The following is a 19,815-nucleotide window of genomic DNA, read 5'->3' as shown; positions in this document are numbered from 1 at the left end:
ACCAGGACGCGTTTTTTTATCCCACTACCGTGAGAAATACTACCAATGGCTGAATCTTACTCCGAGGGACGAACCGGCGACGGTGAGTACCAAGAGCAGTTTTTGAACGACAAAACGCTCAGACGACTGGGCGCGGCCATCGCGGGGCTATTCACGCTCGGAGTCGGCGGATTCATCGCGGCGATTATCTTCACCCAGGTCGATTTCGAACTCTTCGTGGAGATCATCCACCCGCAGTTCGTCAACGCGTTCCTGCGAGTGCTCGCCATCATCCTCGTCGGGAGTCTGTTGTCCGTTACCGCGGGCATCTTCGTCGGACTCGGTCGGGTGTCGAACACGGGGTTCACGAACGCCGTCGCGACCGCCTACGTCGAGTTCTTCCGCGGGACGCCGCTTCTGTTCCAGTTGCTCGTCATTTACGTCGGGATTCCGGCGTTCTGGCCGCCGGGGCAGTTCCCTATCTCCAACTGGCAGTACCCTACAGCCATCATCGGGCTGACGCTCAACCACGCCGCCTACGTCGGCGAGGCCGTCCGCGGCGGCATCGACGCCGTCCCGGAGGGACAGATGGAGGCCGCCCGCTCGCTCGGGATGTCCTACGTGCAGGGCATGCGCGAGGTCGTCCTGCCGCAGGCGTGGCGCAACGCGCTCGCCGCCATCGGCAACGACCAGGTCATCCTCGTGAAGGACACCTCGCTCCTGACGGTCATCGCCGTTCCGGAACTCATCAGCGCGTTTCGCAACGTCAACTCGACCACGTTCGACCCGTGGACGCCGATTATCCTCGTCGCCATCGCCTATCTCATGATTACGGTTCCGCTCGGCAAAATCGTCAGCTACCTCGAAGCCCGCTCGGACTGGGGGGGTGACCGCCGATGAGTCTCCTCGAATTCGACGAGGTTGACAAGTACTTCGGCGAGACGCACGTCCTGAAAGACGTCGACCTCGACGTCGAAGAGGGCGAAGTGTGCGTCATCATCGGCCCCTCGGGGTCCGGGAAATCGACGCTCCTCCGCTGTGCGAACCGCCTCGAAGAGATTCAGGACGGCGAGATTCGACTTGAAGGCCAGTCCATCTCCGCGGCCGACGCGGACATCAATCGCCTGCGCCAGCGAATCGGCATGGTGTTCCAGAGCTTCAACCTCTTTCCGCACAAGACGGCGCGGGAGAACGTGACGCTCGCCCCGACGAAGGTCAAGGGTCTCAAGAAAGGCGACGCCGAGCGCCGCGCCGACGAACTGCTCGACCGCGTCGGCCTCCGCGCGCAGTCGAACTCCTACCCGAACCAACTCTCCGGCGGCCAGCAACAGCGCGTCGCCATCGCCCGCGCCCTCGCGATGGACCCGCACGTGATGCTGTTCGACGAGGTCACGAGCGCCCTCGACCCCGAACTCGTCGGGGAGGTGCTCGACGTGATGCACGACCTCGCCGAGGAGGGGATGACGATGCTCGTCGTCACCCACGAGATGGGCTTCGCCCGCGAGGTCGGCGACCGCATCGTCCTCATGGCCGACGGACAAGTCGTCGAGGACTCGCCGCCCGAGGTGTTCTTCGAGAACCCGAAGACCGACCGCGGCAAGCAGTTCCTCTCGAAACTGCTCTGAGCCGGGGTAGCCGGGCACACACCCGGATTCATCCAACAAGCTTATCCCCCGAAACGCCGCTTGCTGCGGCATGAACTACGCTCCCCGCGAATTCAGTCACGAACCGCCCGATTGCGAACACACCAAGACCGTTCTCTTCTGTCAGACCTGCGGTCGCGCCGCCGGTATCGACGAGTGGCCCGAACAGGTGCGCGACGGCCGTGCGGTCCGACTCGACTGCCCGGACTGCGGCGAGGTCGTCTGGCGCGGACTGGCCGACGACGAGTCGTCAGAAAAACGTCGGGCGCCGACGCCGACGCCCTGAGCGGGCAACGGGCATCCGAACCGACGACCGCTGTTTTACGGAACCATCACTTCGACGCCGACGGTGTCGTAGTCGGTCATCGCGGCCAACCGCCCGGGAACCTCGTCGAGCGAGACGGTCTTCGTCACGAGCGACCCGGGGTCGACCGCGTCCGACGCGAGCAGCGAGAGCAGGTCGTCCGCGCTCGTCGGCGGCATCCCGCGCGCCCCGAGGAACGACACCTCGTGTCTCGTCATCCAGTCGGTCGGCAGCGACACGTTCCCCTTTTCGGCCTCGGTCGTCAGCCCGACTTGCACGTGCGAGCCCCGCGGCCGGACCGACCGAACCGAGTTTCGGCAGGTCTCCGCAACGCCGAGCGCGTCGAGCGAGACGTGCGCCCCGCCGTCGGTCAGCCCCCGGATGGCGTCCACGGGGTCTTCCGCCGAGCCGTTGACCACGGCGTCGGCTCCGAGGTCGGTCGCGGCGTCCAGCGCGGAATCGCGTACGTCGACCGCGACCACGCGCGCCCCGAGGACGTTCGCCACCTGAATCGCCGACAGGCCGACGCCGCCGCAGCCGTGGACGGCGACCCACTGGCCCGCGCGGAGGCCGGCGCGGGCGTCGAGGGCGTTGTAGGCGGTCATGAACCGACAGCCGAGCGCGGCCACGTCGGTCGGCGAGACGCTCTCGGGGAGCCGAATCGCGTTGTAATCGGCGGAGGGGAGATGCACCAAGTCGGCGAACGCGCCCTGCGCGGAGAGTTCGAAGCCGAGGGCGTTGGGGTGGTCGCCCGTGCAGACGTTGCCGTGGCCGGTCCGGCAGTAGCCGCACGAACCGCACGCGAGGTTGAACGGCAAGGCGACGCGGTCGCCCTCCGCAATTGTCTCGACGTCCTCGCCGACTTCGACGACGCGGCCCGCGGGCTCGTGGCCGAGAATCTGTCCGGACGGAACGGCGTCGTTTGCCCACTCGCCGTGGCCCATCCACGAGTGCCAGTCGCTCCGGCAGATGCCGCAGGCCTCGACCTCGACGACGACGCCGTCGGAGTCGCACGTCGGGTCGGGGACTTCGGTCACGTCGAGCGGTTCACCGTGTTCGCGGAGGACTGCGGCTCTCATACGCGCGGTTCGTCGGGCGACCTGAAAAAGCTCCGCGTGGCGTCAATCTCGGGCGTCGGTGCGGCGGAGACGAGACGGCTGGCCCGCTCAGAAGAAGTCGTCGAGGCCGGACTGTCCGTCGTCGGTCGACGCGTCGGTCTCGTCGCTCTCGGCCGACTCGTCGGCGTCGGCGTCCCGGTCGAGCACGTCGTCGGAGCCGCCACCATCGCCGTCGGCGGCCGCGGCGTCGCCCTCGATGGCCACGTCCTCCATCCCGGCGAACGCGCCGCCGGCGTGTGCTTCGACCAGTTCCTCGCGGAGTTCGCCGGCGTCCTCGACGATGGACTGGACCTTGTTCGTCGTCTCGCCGCTCCCGGTGACGAAAGAGACGTGGGACTCGTCGAACTCGTAGTAGGCGGCCGTGGCCACGGTCAGCTCGCGGGGCTTGCAGTGGTGGGTGATAGCCGAGAGGTACGGAAGGACCTCGCGACGGGCGGTCGCCATGCTGAAGCCACCTTGCTCCGCGATTTTCCGGACGACGGTGTCGCGGGTCTTGTCGCGGGTCGAGCGGTAGGGTGCGCCGCCGTAGCGCGTCCACCCGCCGCGGGTCCGGTCGCGGGAGGCCGCGACGCCGGCGGCGAGGTTGTCGGTCGCGTAGCGCCAGTAGGAGTAGTTCTGCGTGGCGCGGACGCGGCCGAGCCAGCGGTCGGCGTTGGCGAGGAAGTCGTAGGCGCGGGCGAGTTCGTCGGGTTCGTAGACGAGCGAGACCTTGTCCTCGACCCACTTCGTGAGGTCGTCGGGCGTCTCGTCCACGTCGTAGGCGGTGTAGAGCGCCTCCTGTGCGGACTTTTCCTTGAGGACGGCGTCGAGGAACTCGAACAGGCCGACAGAGCGGTCGCGGTCGCCCATGACCACGTCCTCCTCGGTGATTTTCTCGCGGCCCTCGGCGATGGCCTGCAGGTCGTTGACGGCCGACCGGAGGTCGCCGCTGTTCATCTCGGCGATGCGGTCGAGGGCGTCGGACTCGAACTCCAGTCCCTCCTTGCGGCAGATGTCGCGGAGGACGGGGACGATAGAGCGGGCGGACACGTCGCGGAACTCGATTTCCTGACAGGCGTTCCGAAGCCCGCGGCTCATGTCGTAGAACTCGTTGGCGATGAGGACGATGGGCTGGCTCGACGACTTGACGAGGCGGGTGACGGCGCTGGCTCCGCCGCGGTCGTAGTTGCCGTGGATGTTGTCGGCCTCGTCGAGGATGACCAACTGCCGGGTGGACGTGCCCGCGGAGGAACCGGCGAGCGTCGCGTTCTTCGCGGCGCGGCCGGCGAAGCGTTCGATGACGTCGCCGGTCCGCTGGTCCGACGCGTTCAGCTCGACCGTCTCCCAGCCCATGTCGGCGGCGAGCGCGTGGGCCGCGGAGGTCTTTCCGATGCCCGGGCTCCCGTGGACGACGACGGCCTCCCGGTGGTCGTCCCACGTCTTGGCCCACTCCGCGAGGGCGTCGCGGGCCTTGTTGTTGCCGCGGACCTCGGAGAGCGTCGATGGGCGGTACTTCTCCGTCCAGTCTACCATTACCGGAAGGAGGACCGAGGCGCGTTTAGTGGTTGCGGAGCGCCGCGCGCCGGTCGGACGTGGACTCACCACGCCGCCCGCCGCGCCCGGTTCCGGGCGTCGACGAGCAACCAGCCGAGCGCCGCCAGAGTGACGAGGCAGACGACGAACAGCGCCACGACGACGCCGACTCGTCCGACACCGGCGTAGTAGCCGGCGCTGTCGATGACGCCGGCGAACAGCAGGCCGAAGGCGACGAGGCTGAGCGGCCGCGCCCACAGTTGGCTCCGGACGAGTCCCACGCCCGTCGCCAGCAGCGACACGCCGGTCAGCCCGCCCAACACGAGCGACGCGAACAGCGCGAACGGGTCGGTCCGCGGTTCCATGACGGACCCGTGCTCGACGGTCAACACCCAGATGGCGAGCGTCACGGCTCCCATGACGAGCGCGTAGCCGCCGACCGTTCGCTCCCAGTCCATAGCGACTCCCTTCTGTCAGACGCGCTCCGGCCACAAATACGCATCTCCGCGTTCTCGCGCGGGAGAACGTGTGTGCGACCGGAACGTGTTCGAATCCGACTGCTCAGTCGTCCGCGACCGCTCGCCGGACACTGTCCCGTGCCGACATGTGTCAATATTCAGAAAACTTATTAGCGCCCTCCGAGTGGACTCCGTTCCATGTTTCCCGACGAAATCGTGACCCCGCGGCTCAGGCTCCGCGCCCTGTCGCGGGAGGTCGTCGACCCGTTGGACGCGTACGAACACTTCGCCGCCTCGCGGTCGGACACCATCGAAGAGGAGACCGAGTTCGTCACGTGGGGGCCCCACGAGACGCCCAAGGAGACGCTGGACTTCCTCGAACAGGCCGAGGACGGTCACGAGTCCGCCGACAACGCCATCTACGCCGTCTTCCCCCGCGACGGCGAGGACGGCGCGGGCGAGTTCGCGGGCACCGCCGGCTTCAACCCCGAGTGGGACAAGCGCCGGGCCGTCTTCGGCATGTGGCTCCGCAAGGAGTTCTGGGGCCGCGGCTACTCGGGCGAGCGCGCGGCCGCGTTCTTCGCCGCCGTCTTCGATGTGCTCGACCTCGACGTCGCGCTCGCGTACGCCATGCCCGAAAACGAGGCGTCGTGTCGAGCCATCGAGAAGTACACCGACCGCTTCGGCGGGCAGGAAGACGGCCTGTTCCCCAACGAGGCCGTTGACGCCGACGGCACTCCACGGGACGTTCGCGGCTGGTCCGTGACCCGCGAACAGTGGGAAGACGCCACCGGCGGCGACTACGACGCCGAGTTCCGCTGGGAGGGCCGCGCGTGAGCGACCTCTTCCCCGAGGTCATCGAGACGCCGCGGCTCCGACTGGTCGCCCGCCGCCCGAAGCACGTCGGTGTCCACGAGGCCTACGACCTGTGTTCGGCCCCCGAGATGGACGACGTGACCCGGTACATGCCGTGGTCGCGCCACGAGACGCCGAAGGTGACGAAGGACTTTCTCGACCGCGGGGAGTCGAGTTGGACCGACGCCGAGAGCGCCGACTACGCGATTATCCCGCGCGAAGGCGAGGAAGGTGCGGGCGAGATTGCGGGGTTCGGCGGCCTCCACACCGAGTGGGACCGCCGCGTGGGCGAACTCGGTCTGTGGCTCCGGCCGCGCCACTGGGGTCGCGGTTACTCGGGCGAGCGCGCCGCGGCGCTGGCGGCGCTCGCGTTCGACGTGTTCGACCTCGAAGTCGTCGCGGTGTCACACGTCGCGGCGAACGAGAAGTCCCAGCGCGCCATCGAGAAGTACACGGCGGCGCTCGGCGGCGGCCTCGACGGCCGCGAGCGAAACAGCATCGTCATCGACGGCGACCCGGCCGACGAACTCCGCTACAGCGTCTCCCGCGAGGATTGGCTGGCGACGACCGGCGGCGACTACGACGCCGAGTTCCGCTGGGACCTCGACCCCGACGACGTTCGCTGAGGCCGACTTATTCTCCGCCGGGGACCGCGCCGGCGACGACGCGGCCGCCCTTCAGGACCGCCGTCGGGTCGTTCAATACCGTCAGGTCCGACAGCGGGTCGTCGTCGAAGACGAGCAGGTCGGCGTACGCGCCGGGTTCGACGACGCCGCAGTCGTCCAACCCCACCGCGTCGGCGGCCGTCTCGGTCATCGCTCGGATAGCGTCCAGTGGCTCCATGGCGTGTTGCGCCATGAACTGCACCTCGGAGGCGTTGCCGCCGTGGAAGTTGAACGGCGTGCCCGCGTCGGTGCCGCCGGCGATTCGGACACCGGCCTCGGCGGCCAGTTTGAACGACTCGATGTGACGCTCGTAGACGGTCTCGGTCTTCGCCACGTCCTCCTTCGTCGCCGCCTCGGTGTTGCGGACGATGTGGTACGGCGCGGAGAGCGTCGGCACGAGCGTCACGTCGCGCTCCACGAACAGGTCGATGGCCTCGTCGTCGAGGAACGTCCCGTGTTCGACCGTGTCGACGCCGGCCCGGATGGCCGCTTTCACGCCCTCGCCGCCGTGGGCGTGGGTCGCGGTGTGGACGCCCCGGCGGTGCGCCTCGTCCACGAGCGCGTGGAGTTCCTCCTCGGTGAACGCCACCGCGCCGGGGTCGCTGCCGGGCGTCGTCACCCCGCCGGTCGTCATGAACTTGATGAAGTCGGCACCCAGTTTCACCTGCTCTCTGACCGCCTTTCGCGCCTCGGTCGGCCCGTCTATCTCGCGGCCCATGTGGTGGCCGTGGCCGCCGGTGATGGTTATCGACCGGCAGTTGGCGACCGTCCGCGGACCGGGCACGTCCCCGGCGTCGATGGCGCGTTTCAGCGCCACGTCGATGTCTCGCGCGCCCATCACGCGAGCGCCCGTGACGCCCGCTTCGAGCGTCTTCCGAGCGTTTCGCGCCTCGACCAGCGTGAGTTCGGCGTCGGACATGCCGACCACGTCCTCGACGCTCCGCTCGCCCGACAAGGAGAAGTGGACGTGCGCGTCCACCAGTCCGGGGGTGACCGTCTTCCCGGCGAGGTCGACGACTCGCTCGTCCCCGCGGGGGTCGAGGTCGCCGACGGCCTCGATTCGCCCCGTCTCGGCGTCGATTCGAACGTCCGCCTCGTCGATGACGCGGTCGCCACGAATCACCCGTGGGCCCCGAAGTAACATGCCCGTCGCTATCGCACGGCGAGACTTGAACGTGACCCTCCGGTATTCGATGGCCGTCGGGCGGTCGCTGGACGCGTCGCCACCGTCACGTATCGGCATCACGTACCGCGAGAGGCCCTCTCACGGCGGCCACGAGACATTTACGGGAGAACGACAATCGCTTCCGACACGATGTCAACGACACCTGAATCAACGCCCGGTTCCACACCATCGACGCTTCGGTCGGTCGGCAGCGGCGGCGTCGCCGGTCTCGGGGCGGCCCTCTTCGGCTACCTCGTGACCTACCTCCTCACCTCCTCGACCATCGAGAACTCGACGGCCAGCCAGGTGCTCGAAGCCCTCGGCTCCGACATCTCGACGTGGAAGGTCGTCGGCTGGGTGTTCATGAGCGCCCACGGCGTGACCACGACGTTCCCCGGGCTGTTCGGGACCACCTCCGCCGCGAACCTCATCGAGAGCGTCGAGGCGTTCTCGCCGGTGCTCTACGTCGCGCCCGTGGTCGCGCTCCTCGCGGCGGGCGCGCTCGCGGCCGTCGTCAGCGGCGCGTCCTCGACGCGGGCGGGCGCGCTGGCCGGCGCGGGAACCACCGTCGGCTACCTCGTCTTCGCGCTCGCGGGTATCGCGCTTTTCACCGTCACCGTCGGCGACGCGGCCGTTAGTCCCGACCCGGTCACGTCCGCGCTCCTCGCGGGCGTCGCGTACCCCGCGGTTCTCGGCACCGTCGGCGGCCTCGCGGCCACGGCGCTCCGGTAGTCGCGCCTGTCCGAGCGCTCGAATCGCCGTTCTCCAGTACCTCGCTTTCTTCGACTCAGAGGTCGCGAGCGACGAGCTCTCCCCAGTGGTCGAAGCCGTAGCGGTCGTAGAACGCCCGCGCCCGGTCGTTCGCCTCGTCCACGTCGAGGACGATTCGGTCCAACGGGAGGTCCTGCGAGCGCGCGTGGTCCAGTACGGCCTCCATGAGTTCGTCGGCGACGCCCGTGCCGCGGTAGTCGGCGTCGAGGAACAGCTCGTTGAGGACGGCGGCGTCCCAGATGAACGTCATCTCCTCGGGGAGCGCGAAGGCGTAGCCGACGAGACGAGCGTCGTCGCCGCGGTCGTCGCCGTCGCTATCGACGCCGACGTCACCGTCCTCGTCGCCCGACACCGCCTCCGCGACGACGACGCACCCGGGGTCGTCGCTCGCGCAGTGCTCGACCCACGAGAGGTAGCGTTCGCGGTAGTCGTCGGTGAGTTTCGCCTCGTACGTGGTGAGCTTGTCGTCGCCGCCGGTTCCCTCGCCGATGCCGAGTTCGAACCCGCGTTTCAGTTCCCAGAACGCGGCCGCGTCGCCCGGTTCGTAGGGTCGCACCTCGACGCCGTCGGGTGTCTCGCTCATGGACGCGAATGCGTCGCCATCGGTTATGAACGCTCGGAGTCGCGAGCCTCGGCCGCTCCCCCGTCTCGTTCCGACGACTCACTCCATCCGCCCGCGCAGGCGCTCCGAGAGGAGTCGACCGCCGACCACGCCCGCACCGAGCACGATGAGCATTAACTCCGTCCCCGACGAGGCCAGCGGAGCGACCCGCTCGACGTTCTCGGGTTCCGCGCCCGGCGAGGGGTCGACGACGGTGCTGTAGTGGAGCGTCTCCGTCGTCGGCGCTGGCGACGACGCCGGCCGTCGTTCGACGAACGTCTGGACGAACCCGCGCGTGCTCGACCACTCGGCGCGCCCGCTAATCGAGTAGAACGCGTCGTGGAGCGGGTAGAAGGCGTTGACGCCGTTGGTGAACAGGTCGGGGAAGATACCCCCGCAGAGGAGCGCGGCGATGCCGACCCACGAGACTACGACGCCGCGAGCGCCCCACCGACCGCGAATCACGGATCGCTCGGGGTCACGAACCCGCGTGTCGTAGGCCACGACGGCGGCGAGAGCGAGCGGAAACAAGAGCGTGTGAAACAGCGCGCGGTGGCTGCCGGGCAGGAGCGTGCTGGTGAACGAGTCGAGGTCGGGGACCGCGGCGGCGACGAGCGCGACGCCGACCGAGCGGGCGTCGAACCAGCGACCGAGGAGGGCGGCACCGACGAGTCCGCCGACCGCGACGTGGACGAGGGTCGATGGCATACCGCGTAGTGGTCGGGCGACGACCTTCAGGGTTCCCACGGGGTTCGTCAGGCGACGACTACCCCTTTCGACACCCTTTTGCGGGACACTCACGCACGTTGTCGCATGATTCACTCGTCCGTCGAACCGAGGTGTTCGCGATGACCGCGGCACCGCGCGACGACCTCGCTCGACGCATCGCGGGCGAGATTACCCTCTCGGACGACCCCGGTGCGACGCTCCGGAAGTGGCGGACCGACTTCGACATCTCGCAGACGGCGCTCGCCGAGCAGTTGGACGTGTCGTCGTCGGTCGTCTCCGACTACGAGAGCGGCCGCCGCGAGAGCCCCGGCATCGGCGTCATCCGCCGGATGGTCGAAGCGCTCCTCGACATCGACGAGGCCCGCGGCGGCAGTCGCATCCGGCAGTACGCCCGCGTCCTCTCGGCCGGCTTCGAGAGCGACATCGTCCAGGACCTCCGGGAATACCCCACGTCGATTCCGCTGGACAGCTTCTACGACGCCATCGGCGCGACACCCATCGTCGACGGCGACCAAGACCGCATCAGCGGCCACACCGTCATCAACAGTATCCAGGCCATCACGCGACTCTCTTCGGAGGAGTTCTACCGGCTCTACGGCCAGTCCACGAGTCGGGCGCTCGTCTTCACCGGCGTCACCCGCGGCGAGTCGCCGCTCGTCGCCATGCGCGTCGTCACGCCGACGCCGAACGCCGTCGTCCTCCACGGCCTCTCGGAGGACGAACTCTGGGAGCACGCGCCCGCGCTCGCCACTATCGACGGCTTCGCCCTCGCCGTGACCGACCGGGACCTAGACGAGATGCTCGAAGACCTGCGGAAACTCCCCTGAACCGGCGTCGGAACCCGTTTTTCGCGTTCTCTCCGATTCGATTCGAATTTCCAGAGTGTCCGTCTAAGGGCGAAAAAAGCCGAAGGGCGGCCGCGACGATGTCCGCCCATGGACATTCGCGACCTCCGATCACATCTCGAAACGGCGTTCGAATACCCCGTTACGACCGACCGCGTGCTCGAACGCGCCGGCGACGTCGAGGTGACCGCGCCGAACGTCGACGACGCGGAGACCGTCGAGACCATCCTCGCCCCGCTCGGAACCGAGACCTACGAGTCGGCCGCCGACCTGTACAACACGATACTCGGAAGCGTGAGCGACGACTACATCGGCAGAAAGTTCTACGACGACCGGGGCGCGGACCCGGCAGACTCGTGGTCGATACTCCCCGAACAGGCTCGTTCGTTCTAACGACCGGCCGCGAACGCAAGCGAGGCGCTCGCGTAGACGGTCCCCGTTACTCCGCGTATTCTACCTACTCCACGTACTCGTAGCGGCGCTCGTTCATCCGACCCCAGCCCGTGAAGACGAACTCGGCTTCGGGTTGGGTGAACTCCTCGACCTCGATTTCCTTTTCGTGGTTGTGCACGTCGTGGATGAGCTCGTAGTCGTCGAAGGAGATCTCGGTTCGGGCCGCGAGCTGGTCGTCCACGTCCACGGCCTCGATTTCGTCGCGCCACGTCTCTTGGACCGTTTCGGCGTGAATCTCGGCCTGCGCGCCGGAGCCGTACGACCCGACGAGAAGCTGCTTGCCGGTCATGTCTTTCCCCTCGTCGGCGGCGGCGATGAGCGCCGACAGTCGGGCGATGTGGACCGAGCCGGTGTACCAGTTGCCGACGCGGCTGGAGATGTCGAGCGTCGGCTCGATGACGCGGCCGTACCACTCGCGGTACTGTTCGGTCGTCTTCAGCTCGTCCATGTAGCCGCGGATGGCCTCCTCGTAGTCGTCCCACGTCTCGAAGTCCTCCTCGCGGGGCTGTCGGCCGATTTCGGCTTCGAGGTCGTCTTCGATGTCGGTGTCGCGGGTCATGTGACGGAACCCGAGGAGCGCCGCCTTCCGGACCATGCCGGGGAACGGCGTGTGGAACGGGATGTACTCGAAGAGGTCGGGGTGCGTGCGACCCGCGACGCTCTCGTAGTCTTCGAGCGCCTCGCGCATGCGGGCGAGGTACACCTGCATGGAGCGCTTGCCGTCCACCGAGGGGAACTGCTGGTTCGGCTTGAGGAAGTCCGTCTCGTCCATGCTGCCGTAGCCCTGCTCGGTCGAGAGTTCGACGAGGTCCGGGTCCTCGTCGATGAGCATCGCCACCGCCCCCGCGCCCTGCGTCGCCTCGCCGGGGTCGCCCCGCTCGTAGAGGGCGGTGTCGGTGGCGATGACGAGCGCCGCGCGCCCGCGATTGCGACCCGCCTTAATCCAGTTGTAGGCGTCGTCGAGGCTCTGGGTGCCGGCGATACAGGCGAACTTGCGCTCGCCCTTGTTCGCGTGGCGGAAGTCGCCGTCGTACACCTGTTCGAGACAGCCGGCGATATACGTCGACACCGGCTTGGAGTTGTCGAACGCCGACTCGGTCGCCACGTCGATGCGGCCGATGTCCGCGGGGGTCAGGCCCTTCCGGTCCATCAGTTGCTTGGCGGCGTTCGCGCCCATCGTGACGATGTCCTCGTACACGTCCGGGAACGACGACGTGTGGAGACCGAGGCCCTTCGTGTACTTCTCCGGGTCTTCGCCCTTCACCGGCGCGAAGGTGTTGGGGAGGTCTAACACGAGTTTGCCCGTCCAAATCTCCATGGCGTCGATGCCGACGGAAGTCATGGTCGATGCTACAGAACCGAGGGATAAGGTTTTGTCGATGGTGAGTTACGTCGGTTGTCGAAGAATAGGCGACGAGCGGTCAGGCGTTCTTGTCGCCCGCAATATCCGAGAGGACGTACCGGTCGACCACGATACCGTCGGTGTCGACGACGCGGACCTCGATGTCGTAGGTGTCTCCAGTTCCGTAGGTCTCGGCGTATTCGAGGTTGTTCTCGCTCGTCGCCGAACTTCGGACGACCCCGCTGGCCTGCGGTTGCTGACGGTTGCGGAAGTACACCTCAACTTCGGCGAACTCGCTCGTCCCGATAACGTCGTAGTCGACCCGGTAGCGAACTCGATTCCGGTTAGTCTGCGACTGATCCGACACAGACACCGAGTCGAGCGCGGGGCTTCCCGCGCGGGAGAGGCCGTCGTTTCCGGACGGGTCGGTCCAGTCCGCGTCGTCGGTCACGATGCGCTCGTCGACGACGACGCCGTCGGCGTCGAGCAACTGAAGCCGGATATGGTAGGTCATCCCAAAAGTCCCGCCGTTGTCCTCGGCGGCGAAGTCGTCGATGGTGTGCCGCGGGTCCGCGCTCTCGTAGATTCCCTCGGCGTACGACGCGTCCACGTTCGAAACCCACAGCCTGACGCCGCCGAACTCCGCCCGGTCGGTGACGTTGTACGAGGCCTCGTAGTCGGCCTGCGTCATGCTCAGGTCGTCAATGATGGTCCCCGCGAACGACGGGCTGGACGCCCGCGTCAGGTCGTCGTTGCCGGCGGGGTCGACGCCGTCGGCCACGTCCGAGATGACCCGGCGGTCGACGAGTACGCCGTCCTCGTCGAAGACGCGGATGACTGCCTCGTAGTCGTCGCCTTCGGTCCCGTCGTACGCCGAGTAGCCCGCGATGGTCCCGCGGGATGCGGTCCCGCTGAGTTCCGCGGTCGCCGAGGGCGCGTCGAGGTTGTCGAACTCGACGCGAATTTCCGAGAGGTTCGAGGCGTTCGTGACGTTGTAGTTCAGTTCGTACGCCGCACCCTCCTGCGTCAGGTCGATGAGCGCGGCACCGCGAATCTTCGGGTCGTTCGACTCGGGGAGTCCCGTGTTCGCGTCGGGGTTGTCGCCGTCGGCAACGTCCGAGATGGTCCGCGAGTCGAGCACGTTGCCGCCCGCGTCCAGCGCCGCCACCGTGATTCGGTAGCGGTCGCCGACGCCCGCGCCGATATCGTAGGTCGCGAAGCCGCGGGCGTTCGTCTCGGTGACCGTCTGGGTCGCCCACGACGAATCGAGGTTCTCGAAGGTCACGCGGACGCGGTCGAAGTCCGGACCCGCGGCCACGTCGTAGTCCACGCGGTAACCGGCACCGCCGGAGTCGGTCGTCCGGTCTTCCACGTGCACCCCGTTGATAGCGGTCGATTCCGGGGGCGTCGAAGTGGTCGTGGCCGTGGTCGTCGTTGCGGTCGTCGAAGTTACGGTCGTCGAAGTTGTCGTCGCCGTGGACGTGGTTGTCACCGGCGAACTCGTCGTCGTCGGCCGCGGCGTCGGCGCGGGGCCGGGCGTCTCCGTGATCGCGCCGAGCGTCCGCTCCGCGCGGTGGATGACGGTGTTACTCGGTTCGTGGACGACCAATACGAGGTACGGATCGCTCCCGTCGAACCCGACAGGGGCGGCCGGCCGCCAGCTGTCTCCGGGGCCGAACAGCGACTCCGTCGTCGCCGCTCGACCGTTGATGTCACCGTCAGTCCCGAGTGAGTACCGGGTCGTCGTGTCCTCGCTTCGGGTGATGACGGCCACCTCGCCGGCGCGGAGGGTGTCGCCGGCGCGGTGCGCGAGCGTCAGGTTCGACCCGTCGACGGTCACGTCGAGTTCCACTAGCGGAGCGTCGTCTCGGTAGTCGTCGACAGCGGCGAGCGCGGCGACGCCCCCGACCGTGACGACCACCACGACGAGTCCTAACAGGAGGACCATCCCGACCGTCTCGCTCTGTGCGCGCGAAGCGACCTGCACGACTGAACGCAGGCGGGTGCGACATAAAAACGTACGCGGCAACAGACCTTTATCAGTCCGACCAGTTGACCACCCCAATGGAACTCCTCGACAGCGAACGGGGGCAGGCGGTTCAGGTCGGCGCTATCCTCCTGTTCGGCTTCCTCGTTATCGGCCTGTCGCTCTACCAGGCGACGGTCGTTCCCCAGCAGACGAAAGCGACGGAGTTCGGGGCCTATCTGGACGCCTCGGACGACCTCGTGTCGCTCCACAACGACGTGCTGGCGACCGCGACGAGAGGAGTGCAGTCAGGTGTCACGGTTCAGACCGGCGTCCAGTACCGCCCGCGCGTCGTCTTCATCAACCCCGGTCCGACGACCGGAAGCCTCGCGCTTACGGACTCGCGGAACGTCACTATCGCCGGTGCCGACGCCGTCGACGGCGAACCCGAGGCCGTCCGGACGCTCTGGGACGGCGGGGCGCGAACCTACGAGAGCAAGGTCCTGCGCTACTCGCCGGACTACAACGAGTTCGACGGCACGCCGATTACGGTCTCCGGCGCGTCGGTCCAGCGCGAGGCCGGCGCGAATGTGGTCCCGCTCGGCGGCCAGACGCTCGTCTCGGGGAACCGAATCACCGTCGTCTCCGTCGACGGCCGAGTCGGTCAGACGGCGACTCGAACCCCGCTGACCGTCGCACCCATCTCGTCGGCCACGCGGACGGTGACCGTGACGAACGAGTCCGACGAGGACATCACCCTGACTCTCCCGGTCGGGTCGAACGCGACGGCGTGGAGTCGGTCTCCGACCGCCGACCGGATGCTGGAGAACGTCCGGGTGAAAGCCGTTTCCGACCTCGGCGACGGTGCGGACCCGACGAACAGCCTCGTCCGCGTCACCCTGAACGGCTCGTACACCTACGAACTCCGACTCGCCAAGGTCGAACTGTCGTCCTCGTCGGCCGCGTCGACGGTCGCCAGTCCCGACGGACAGTACCTCGTCCCGGTCACGACGGGAACTTCCGCCGCGCCCGGCGAGTCGACCGGAGTCGTCGTCGAGGCTCGCGACGGCTACAACAACCCTGTCGAAGGCGAGCGTATCGACTTCACCGTTACCGAAGGCGACGCGTCACCGACGAGTCGGACCATCACAACGACCGACGATGGCCGCGCCGGGTTCGCGTTCACGCCCGCCGCCGACGCGGACGGACCGATAACCATCCGGGCGTCGGGCGACCTCGACGGCGACGGGGCGGTCGAAGCAATCGAACAGACGACCTATACTGTCCCGCTCGTCAACGGAAGCGGCGGTGGCGGCGGCACGGGCGCGGGAGACGACGGGTCGACAAGCGAGATTAATCCGCCGCAGGAGGACCAAGACGTCATCCTAACGGGGACAACCGCCACGAACGGGAACGACGCCGCTCGAATCTCCCTCAACAACACCGGAACGGAGCGCGTCGTGACGAGTTTCCGCGTCTCGTTTTATTACCCCGACCAGGGCGGTAACGGCGCCGAGACCGCGTCGTTCAACGGTTCTCCAGCTCAGAACGTTGGGGCTGATCAGTACACGCTTGGCCCGGACCGGGTCACGCTCCCGTCGGACGCGACGACGGACATCACCATCGACTTCGCGGCGAACAAGAACCTCGACACACGTGGCGACTTCTTCATCCTCACCGTCCAGTTCGACGACGGCGAGTTCGCGACGTACTTCGTCGCGGTCCCGTAGCCGGGGCTCGCCGTCGGAACTACAGGTGGGCCGATTCCGGGGGACCCCGACGCTCTCGGCGGTCGAAAAGCGAGACGAAAAACAGCGTGAGAGAGGCCGAGCTTAGTCTTCTTCTTCGACGACCTCGGGCTCCGAGAGACCGCTCTGGAGGCTGTCGAGGCCGTTGACCCACTCGGTGACGAGTCCGAATTCGAGTTCGTCGAGAACCTCGATATCGAGGTCCTCGCCGTCGATGACGCGGGTGCCGACCTGGACGATGTAGCCGAGCGCGCTGTCGAGGTCGTCGGCGGCCTCGGCGTCCGCGGCGGCGCGGATGTAGGCGTCCATGTCGTCTTCGAGTTCGGCGGGGCCGGCGACGATGAACTCCTCGGCGGCGAAGAAGGCACACGAGAGGCTCGTCTGGACGCTCCCGATGAGGATTTCGGCCTCCTCGTTCTCCGACTCGAACTCGGGCTCGACCATGACGATGTCGTGGACGGTCGAAAGCTCGTCGAGCGCCTCTTCTTCGCCCAGCGTGTCGTCGTCGTAGGCGGTCAGAATCTTGGCGATGGCGATGGCCGCGTCGTTCTGGATGTTCATCAGAAGACGGCCGGTCTCCTCGCTTTCGAGGTCCAGGTCCTCTTCTTCGACGCGCGTCAACCAGTTCTGCCAGCGTTCCGGCGAGTAGTATCGTTCCTCGGCCTCGGTCATACCTACAACCTCCCGTGCCGGACTCAAATGCCTTTCTTATCCTGCTCGTGACCGTGTGAGGGCTCGACGTGGGAGAAGACGGCGCAATTCGGCTCGTGCGCCGGTCTCGGTGGCCGTTCCGCGCTCCGCCCGACGGTCCCTATCGGTCGAGCGTCGCTTCGGTGTCGACGCCGTAGACCAGCGCGGGCGTCTCGACGTGGGCGTTCCTGACGGCGTCCTCGCGCCCCTCGTCGAGGAGCCAATCGACGCGCCGGGGGACGGTCTTCGGCCCCATCACCGCTCCGGGCCGGTCGGGGTCGTCGATGAAGTCGGTCTCCATGAGGAACGGGTCGCCCCGCTCAGCGGCGTCTTCGAGGCGGTCCTTGTCGCTCATGACGCTCGGCGTGCCGCCGGTCAGGTGGCCCTGCGCGTAGTGTTTGACCACGCGCTCTCCGGGGACGCCGCGCTCGGCGGCCCACTCGGCCACGTCCGAGAGGTCGGTCGTCGACTCCGTGTGGAGTTGGAGCGCGCAGTCGCAGTCCGCGGCGAGGTCGAGGCCGTGTCCGAGGACGGCGTTCGAGGCCTCCCAGACGGCGTCCGTGACCTCGTAGTGCGGGCGGCCGGACTTGAGCGCGAGCGCGTCGCCCCCGCGGACGAACTCGGCGGCGGTGTCGAGACCGGCGCACATCAGGTCGCGGGCGTCCTCGGGGTCGTAGCCGCGGTCGTCGACGAGTTTCGAGACGAGGCCGGGGTGGACGCCGAGGACCGGCCACGCGCGTCCGGGAAGTAGTTCGGAAGCCTCGCGGACGACCTCGACCGTCGTCTCGAACACCGGGCGGAAGTCCTCGCCCGTCTCGACCACGTGGCCGAGGAGCCACGAGGGCTTGTTGACGACGAGGAGATGCGTGCCGCCGCTCCGGGCGAAATCCTTCACCGCCTCCAGACCGCGCCCGTGGTCCGGGTCGAGGTGGAGGTGGTTGTCCACGACCGGCGTGTCGAACTCCTGCATGGACGAGTGGTCGGTCGGGGGAGGAAAAAGCGAACCGTTCGCGGTCGAGTCGGTGTGTGGTTGGTGCGGTGTCGTTGCGGCGTCGATGTCAGGGCAGGCGGCGTCGGGAGAGCCGGTGACACCGCCCCGCTCGTCTCCCGGCTCAGTCGCCGCCGTCGGCGAGTTCGTCGAGGGTCATCGCGTGGGTCGCCGCGTTCTGGAGCGCGTCCGAGCGGCCGTAGCTCCCCGGCGCGATGGCGACCGTCCGCAGGCCGTAGGCGTTGGCCGTCTCCAGGGCGGGCTTGAAGTCGGTGTCCCGCGAGGCGACCGCGATGACGTCGGCGCGGTCCTCGACGGCGTACCGGGTGAGGTCGACCGCGAGCTTCACGTCCACGTCGCCGCTCGTGACGATGACCTCGAAGCCGCGCGCCTCGGCCGCCTGAATCAGCCCCGGCGTGGCGTGCTCGTCGAGGTAGAGCCGCGCCGCACTCAACTGCCCGCCGAGCGAGCGAGCCGCCGCCCGGATGTCGTCTAAGTCCACGTCGAACTCGTCGCGGAGGACGTTCGGGCCGTCCACGAAGAGCGCCACTCGGCCCGACGGGAGCCCGTCGGGACCGACCAACCGCCGCAGGAGGTCCATACACCACCTCACCCGGTTTCGGGTTTATAAATTTCGAGGGAGGAGCGACCGAAGCAGGAACGACGATTCGGGAATCTGTCGAGGATTTATTTTGGTTTACGATTCTGTTCCGAATGGTCTTTGAAGAACAGGCTGAAATTGAAATTTCAGTCAAGCTAACAAATATTGCCACGGTCTCCCGAGACATGTGTGCCCATGGCAGGCACACCGAACTTCGACAGACGAACCTTCCTGAAACTCGCCGCGGCCGCCGGGCTGACCGGCGCGGCAGGCGTGACCACCGCGACGCCCGGTCGGTCCCCCGGCCCGAAGAAAGAAGAGATTCTCGTCGGCGTCTCGAAGACGGCCGACAGTCCGCGCAAGGCCGTGGAAAAGCACGTTCCCGGCAACGCGACGGTCGTCCACGAAAACAAGACCCTCAGTTACGTGGCCGTCAAGTTCCCGTCGGTCGCCGCCGACCGCGCCCGCGAGAACTTCATCTCGGCCGTCACGAAGCGCGACGAGGTAAAGTACGCGGAGAAGAACGTCACCCATCAGGCGCTCTACACGACGAACGACCCGCAGTACGGCAGTCAGTACGCCCCGCAGCAGGTGAACGCCGACACCGCGTGGGACACCACGCTCGGCAGTTCCGACGTGACCGTCGCCGTGGTCGACCAGGGGGTCAAGTACGACCACCCCGACCTCTCGGCGCAGTTCGGCTCCGACAAGGGCCAGGACTTCGTCGACGCCGACGGCGACCCGTATCCGGACGTGCTCGCCGACGAGTACCACGGCACCCACGTCGCCGGCATCGCCGCCGGCACCACCGACAACAGCGAGGGCATCGGCGGCATCAGCGACTCCTCGCTCCTCTCGGGGCGGGCGCTCTCTGAATCCGGCAGCGGCTCGACGAGCGACATCGCCGACGCCATCGAGTGGGCCGCGGACCAGGGCGCGGACGTCATCAACCTCTCGCTCGGCGGGGGCGGTTACACGTCCACGATGAAGAACGCCGTGTCGTACGCGACCCAGCAGGGGAGCCTCGTCGTCGCCGCCGCCGGCAACGACGGGAGCGGGAGCGTGTCGTACCCCGCCGCATACAGCGAGTGCGTCGCCGTCTCCGCGCTCGACCCCGACGAGACGCTGGCGTCGTACTCGAACTACGGTACCGACATCGACCTCGCCGCCCCGGGGACGAACGTCCTCTCGTGTTGGACGACCGATACCGAGTACAAGGAAATCTCTGGCACGTCGATGGCGACGCCGGTGGTCTCGGGGGTCGCCGGGCTCACGCTCGCCGTCTACGACCTCTCGCCGGCCGACCTGCGGAGCCAGCTCAAGAACACCGCGGTCGACGTCGGCCTCTCCGAGAACGAACAGGGAGCGGGCCGCGTCGACGC

21 protein-coding genes are annotated in these 19,815 nt (G+C 67.6%); 10 read left to right on the top strand and 11 right to left on the bottom strand.

Annotated elements, in window-relative coordinates:
- Window positions 1–45 precede the first annotated feature (45 nt).
- The 3 genes from BN984_RS03490 (at window position 46) to BN984_RS03480 (ending at window position 1,908) form a co-directional block, all read left to right on the top strand.
- Complete coding sequence (locus BN984_RS03490) at window positions 46–879, top strand: amino acid ABC transporter permease (RefSeq protein ID WP_004975207.1); 834 nt, start codon at window positions 46–48, stop codon at window positions 877–879.
- Complete coding sequence (locus BN984_RS03485) at window positions 876–1,604, top strand: amino acid ABC transporter ATP-binding protein (RefSeq protein WP_008095525.1); 729 nt, start codon at window positions 876–878, stop codon at window positions 1,602–1,604. Before BN984_RS03490 ends, BN984_RS03485 begins: the two co-directional genes overlap by 4 nt.
- Window positions 1,605–1,674: 70 nt before the next feature.
- Complete coding sequence (locus BN984_RS03480; protein ID WP_049967673.1) at window positions 1,675–1,908, top strand: hypothetical protein; 234 nt, start codon at window positions 1,675–1,677, stop codon at window positions 1,906–1,908.
- Window positions 1,909–1,943: 35 nt separating this feature from the next.
- Here the strand turns inward: BN984_RS03480 and BN984_RS03475 are convergent, their stop codons facing one another.
- From BN984_RS03475 to BN984_RS03465, 3 genes are all read right to left on the bottom strand, one after another.
- A complete protein-coding gene (locus BN984_RS03475) occupies window positions 1,944–3,005 on the bottom strand; it encodes a zinc-dependent alcohol dehydrogenase family protein (RefSeq protein ID WP_008095527.1) in 1,062 nt (353 codons plus the stop codon).
- An 87-nt stretch (window positions 3,006–3,092) separates the two neighbouring features.
- Window positions 3,093–4,556: a replication factor C large subunit gene (locus BN984_RS03470; RefSeq protein ID WP_008095528.1), complete on the bottom strand. Its 1,464-nt coding sequence runs from the start codon at window positions 4,554–4,556 to the stop codon at window positions 3,093–3,095.
- A 65-nt stretch (window positions 4,557–4,621) separates the two neighbouring features.
- Window positions 4,622–5,014 (bottom strand): hypothetical protein, encoded by a 393-nt coding sequence (locus tag BN984_RS03465; protein WP_008095529.1) that lies wholly within the window; start codon window positions 5,012–5,014, stop codon window positions 4,622–4,624.
- A gap of 198 nt (window positions 5,015–5,212) precedes the next feature.
- On the opposite strand from BN984_RS03465, the gene BN984_RS03460 reads away from it, so the two are divergent.
- Entirely contained in the window at window positions 5,213–5,851 is a 639-nt protein-coding gene (locus BN984_RS03460) for a GNAT family N-acetyltransferase (RefSeq protein WP_049967672.1), read from the top strand.
- Window positions 5,848–6,495: a GNAT family N-acetyltransferase gene (locus tag BN984_RS03455; protein ID WP_008095533.1), complete on the top strand. Its 648-nt coding sequence runs from the start codon at window positions 5,848–5,850 to the stop codon at window positions 6,493–6,495. Before BN984_RS03460 ends, BN984_RS03455 begins: the two co-directional genes overlap by 4 nt.
- Window positions 6,496–6,502: 7 nt before the next feature.
- On the opposite strand, the gene BN984_RS03450 is transcribed toward BN984_RS03455, so the two are convergent.
- Window positions 6,503–7,678, bottom strand: coding sequence for a metal-dependent hydrolase family protein (locus tag BN984_RS03450; protein ID WP_049967671.1), 1,176 nt, complete (start codon window positions 7,676–7,678; stop codon window positions 6,503–6,505).
- 171 nt (window positions 7,679–7,849) lie between these two features.
- Here BN984_RS03450 and BN984_RS03445 point away from each other — a divergent pair, with 171 nt between their 5' ends.
- The gene (locus BN984_RS03445) at window positions 7,850–8,431 is read left to right on the top strand and encodes a hypothetical protein (protein ID WP_008095537.1); all 582 of its coding nucleotides are present in this window, start codon (window positions 7,850–7,852) and stop codon (window positions 8,429–8,431) included.
- A gap of 55 nt (window positions 8,432–8,486) precedes the next feature.
- Here the strand turns inward: BN984_RS03445 and BN984_RS03440 are convergent, their stop codons facing one another.
- On the bottom strand, window positions 8,487–9,053 hold the full coding sequence (locus BN984_RS03440) for a GNAT family N-acetyltransferase (protein ID WP_008095539.1): 567 nt from the start codon (window positions 9,051–9,053) through the stop codon (window positions 8,487–8,489).
- Between the two features lie 78 nt (window positions 9,054–9,131).
- Entirely contained in the window at window positions 9,132–9,779 is a 648-nt protein-coding gene (locus BN984_RS03435; protein ID WP_049967669.1) for a metal-dependent hydrolase, read from the bottom strand.
- Between the two features lie 140 nt (window positions 9,780–9,919).
- Between BN984_RS03435 and BN984_RS03430 the strand changes: the two genes are divergently transcribed.
- Window positions 9,920–10,627, top strand: coding sequence for a helix-turn-helix domain-containing protein (locus tag BN984_RS03430; protein ID WP_004975230.1), 708 nt, complete (start codon window positions 9,920–9,922; stop codon window positions 10,625–10,627).
- A gap of 108 nt (window positions 10,628–10,735) precedes the next feature.
- Window positions 10,736–11,038 carry a DUF5789 family protein gene (locus BN984_RS03425; RefSeq protein WP_008095543.1) on the top strand — a complete coding sequence of 101 codons (303 nt, stop codon included), beginning with the start codon at window positions 10,736–10,738 and terminating at the stop codon, window positions 11,036–11,038.
- A 64-nt stretch (window positions 11,039–11,102) separates the two neighbouring features.
- Here BN984_RS03425 and hmgB read toward each other — a convergent pair whose 3' ends face one another.
- Together hmgB and BN984_RS03415 are read right to left on the bottom strand one after the other, a co-directional pair.
- Window positions 11,103–12,440 carry a hydroxymethylglutaryl-CoA synthase gene (gene hmgB, locus BN984_RS03420; protein ID WP_008095545.1) on the bottom strand — a complete coding sequence of 446 codons (1,338 nt, stop codon included), beginning with the start codon at window positions 12,438–12,440 and terminating at the stop codon, window positions 11,103–11,105.
- A gap of 79 nt (window positions 12,441–12,519) precedes the next feature.
- A complete protein-coding gene (locus BN984_RS03415; RefSeq protein ID WP_049913597.1) occupies window positions 12,520–14,427 on the bottom strand; it encodes a type IV pilin in 1,908 nt (635 codons plus the stop codon).
- 77 nt (window positions 14,428–14,504) lie between these two features.
- Between BN984_RS03415 and BN984_RS03410 the strand changes: the two genes are divergently transcribed.
- Window positions 14,505–16,136 (top strand): hypothetical protein, encoded by a 1,632-nt coding sequence (locus BN984_RS03410; RefSeq protein ID WP_008095548.1) that lies wholly within the window; start codon window positions 14,505–14,507, stop codon window positions 16,134–16,136.
- 102 nt (window positions 16,137–16,238) lie between these two features.
- On the opposite strand, the gene BN984_RS03405 is transcribed toward BN984_RS03410, so the two are convergent.
- The 3 genes from BN984_RS03405 to BN984_RS03395 form a co-directional block, all read right to left on the bottom strand.
- Entirely contained in the window at window positions 16,239–16,826 is a 588-nt protein-coding gene (locus tag BN984_RS03405; protein ID WP_008095550.1) for a DUF2150 family protein, read from the bottom strand.
- A 139-nt stretch (window positions 16,827–16,965) separates the two neighbouring features.
- A complete protein-coding gene (locus tag BN984_RS03400) occupies window positions 16,966–17,814 on the bottom strand; it encodes a TatD family hydrolase (protein ID WP_049967668.1) in 849 nt (282 codons plus the stop codon).
- A gap of 142 nt (window positions 17,815–17,956) precedes the next feature.
- Complete coding sequence (locus BN984_RS03395) at window positions 17,957–18,433, bottom strand: NYN domain-containing protein (RefSeq protein ID WP_008095553.1); 477 nt, start codon at window positions 18,431–18,433, stop codon at window positions 17,957–17,959.
- Between the two features lie 195 nt (window positions 18,434–18,628).
- On the opposite strand from BN984_RS03395, the gene BN984_RS03390 reads away from it, so the two are divergent.
- Window positions 18,629–19,815, top strand: a 1,187-nt coding sequence (locus BN984_RS03390; RefSeq protein ID WP_244877475.1) for a S8 family peptidase, incomplete at its 3' end; no start/stop codon positions are given.

The sequence above is a fragment of the Haloferax prahovense genome (assembly GCF_000723845.1).
GTDB classification, from domain to species: Archaea; Halobacteriota; Halobacteria; order Halobacteriales; family Haloferacaceae; genus Haloferax; species Haloferax prahovense.
This window is presented reverse-complemented; position numbering and strand designations above follow the sequence as displayed.

Excerpts from the sequence above, each read along its gene's own strand:
- BN984_RS03490 (WP_004975207.1), top strand. The coding sequence starts at position 46 with ATGGCTGAATCTTACTCCGAGGGACGAACCGGCGACGGTGAGTACCAA.
- BN984_RS03485 (WP_008095525.1), top strand. The coding sequence starts at position 876 with ATGAGTCTCCTCGAATTCGACGAGGTTGACAAGTACTTCGGCGAGACG.
- BN984_RS03480 (WP_049967673.1), top strand. The coding sequence starts at position 1,675 with ATGAACTACGCTCCCCGCGAATTCAGTCACGAACCGCCCGATTGCGAA.
- BN984_RS03475 (WP_008095527.1), bottom strand. The coding sequence starts at position 3,005 with ATGAGAGCCGCAGTCCTCCGCGAACACGGTGAACCGCTCGACGTGACC.
- BN984_RS03470 (WP_008095528.1), bottom strand. The coding sequence starts at position 4,556 with ATGGTAGACTGGACGGAGAAGTACCGCCCATCGACGCTCTCCGAGGTC.
- BN984_RS03465 (WP_008095529.1), bottom strand. The coding sequence starts at position 5,014 with ATGGACTGGGAGCGAACGGTCGGCGGCTACGCGCTCGTCATGGGAGCC.
- BN984_RS03460 (WP_049967672.1), top strand. The coding sequence starts at position 5,213 with ATGTTTCCCGACGAAATCGTGACCCCGCGGCTCAGGCTCCGCGCCCTG.
- BN984_RS03450 (WP_049967671.1), bottom strand. The coding sequence starts at position 7,678 with ATGTTACTTCGGGGCCCACGGGTGATTCGTGGCGACCGCGTCATCGAC.
- BN984_RS03445 (WP_008095537.1), top strand. The coding sequence starts at position 7,850 with ATGTCAACGACACCTGAATCAACGCCCGGTTCCACACCATCGACGCTT.
- BN984_RS03440 (WP_008095539.1), bottom strand. The coding sequence starts at position 9,053 with ATGAGCGAGACACCCGACGGCGTCGAGGTGCGACCCTACGAACCGGGC.
- BN984_RS03435 (WP_049967669.1), bottom strand. The coding sequence starts at position 9,779 with ATGCCATCGACCCTCGTCCACGTCGCGGTCGGCGGACTCGTCGGTGCC.
- BN984_RS03430 (WP_004975230.1), top strand. The coding sequence starts at position 9,920 with ATGACCGCGGCACCGCGCGACGACCTCGCTCGACGCATCGCGGGCGAG.
- BN984_RS03425 (WP_008095543.1), top strand. The coding sequence starts at position 10,736 with ATGGACATTCGCGACCTCCGATCACATCTCGAAACGGCGTTCGAATAC.
- hmgB (WP_008095545.1), bottom strand. The coding sequence starts at position 12,440 with ATGACTTCCGTCGGCATCGACGCCATGGAGATTTGGACGGGCAAACTC.
- BN984_RS03410 (WP_008095548.1), top strand. The coding sequence starts at position 14,505 with ATGGAACTCCTCGACAGCGAACGGGGGCAGGCGGTTCAGGTCGGCGCT.
- BN984_RS03405 (WP_008095550.1), bottom strand. The coding sequence starts at position 16,826 with ATGACCGAGGCCGAGGAACGATACTACTCGCCGGAACGCTGGCAGAAC.
- BN984_RS03400 (WP_049967668.1), bottom strand. The coding sequence starts at position 17,814 with ATGCAGGAGTTCGACACGCCGGTCGTGGACAACCACCTCCACCTCGAC.
- BN984_RS03395 (WP_008095553.1), bottom strand. The coding sequence starts at position 18,433 with ATGGACCTCCTGCGGCGGTTGGTCGGTCCCGACGGGCTCCCGTCGGGC.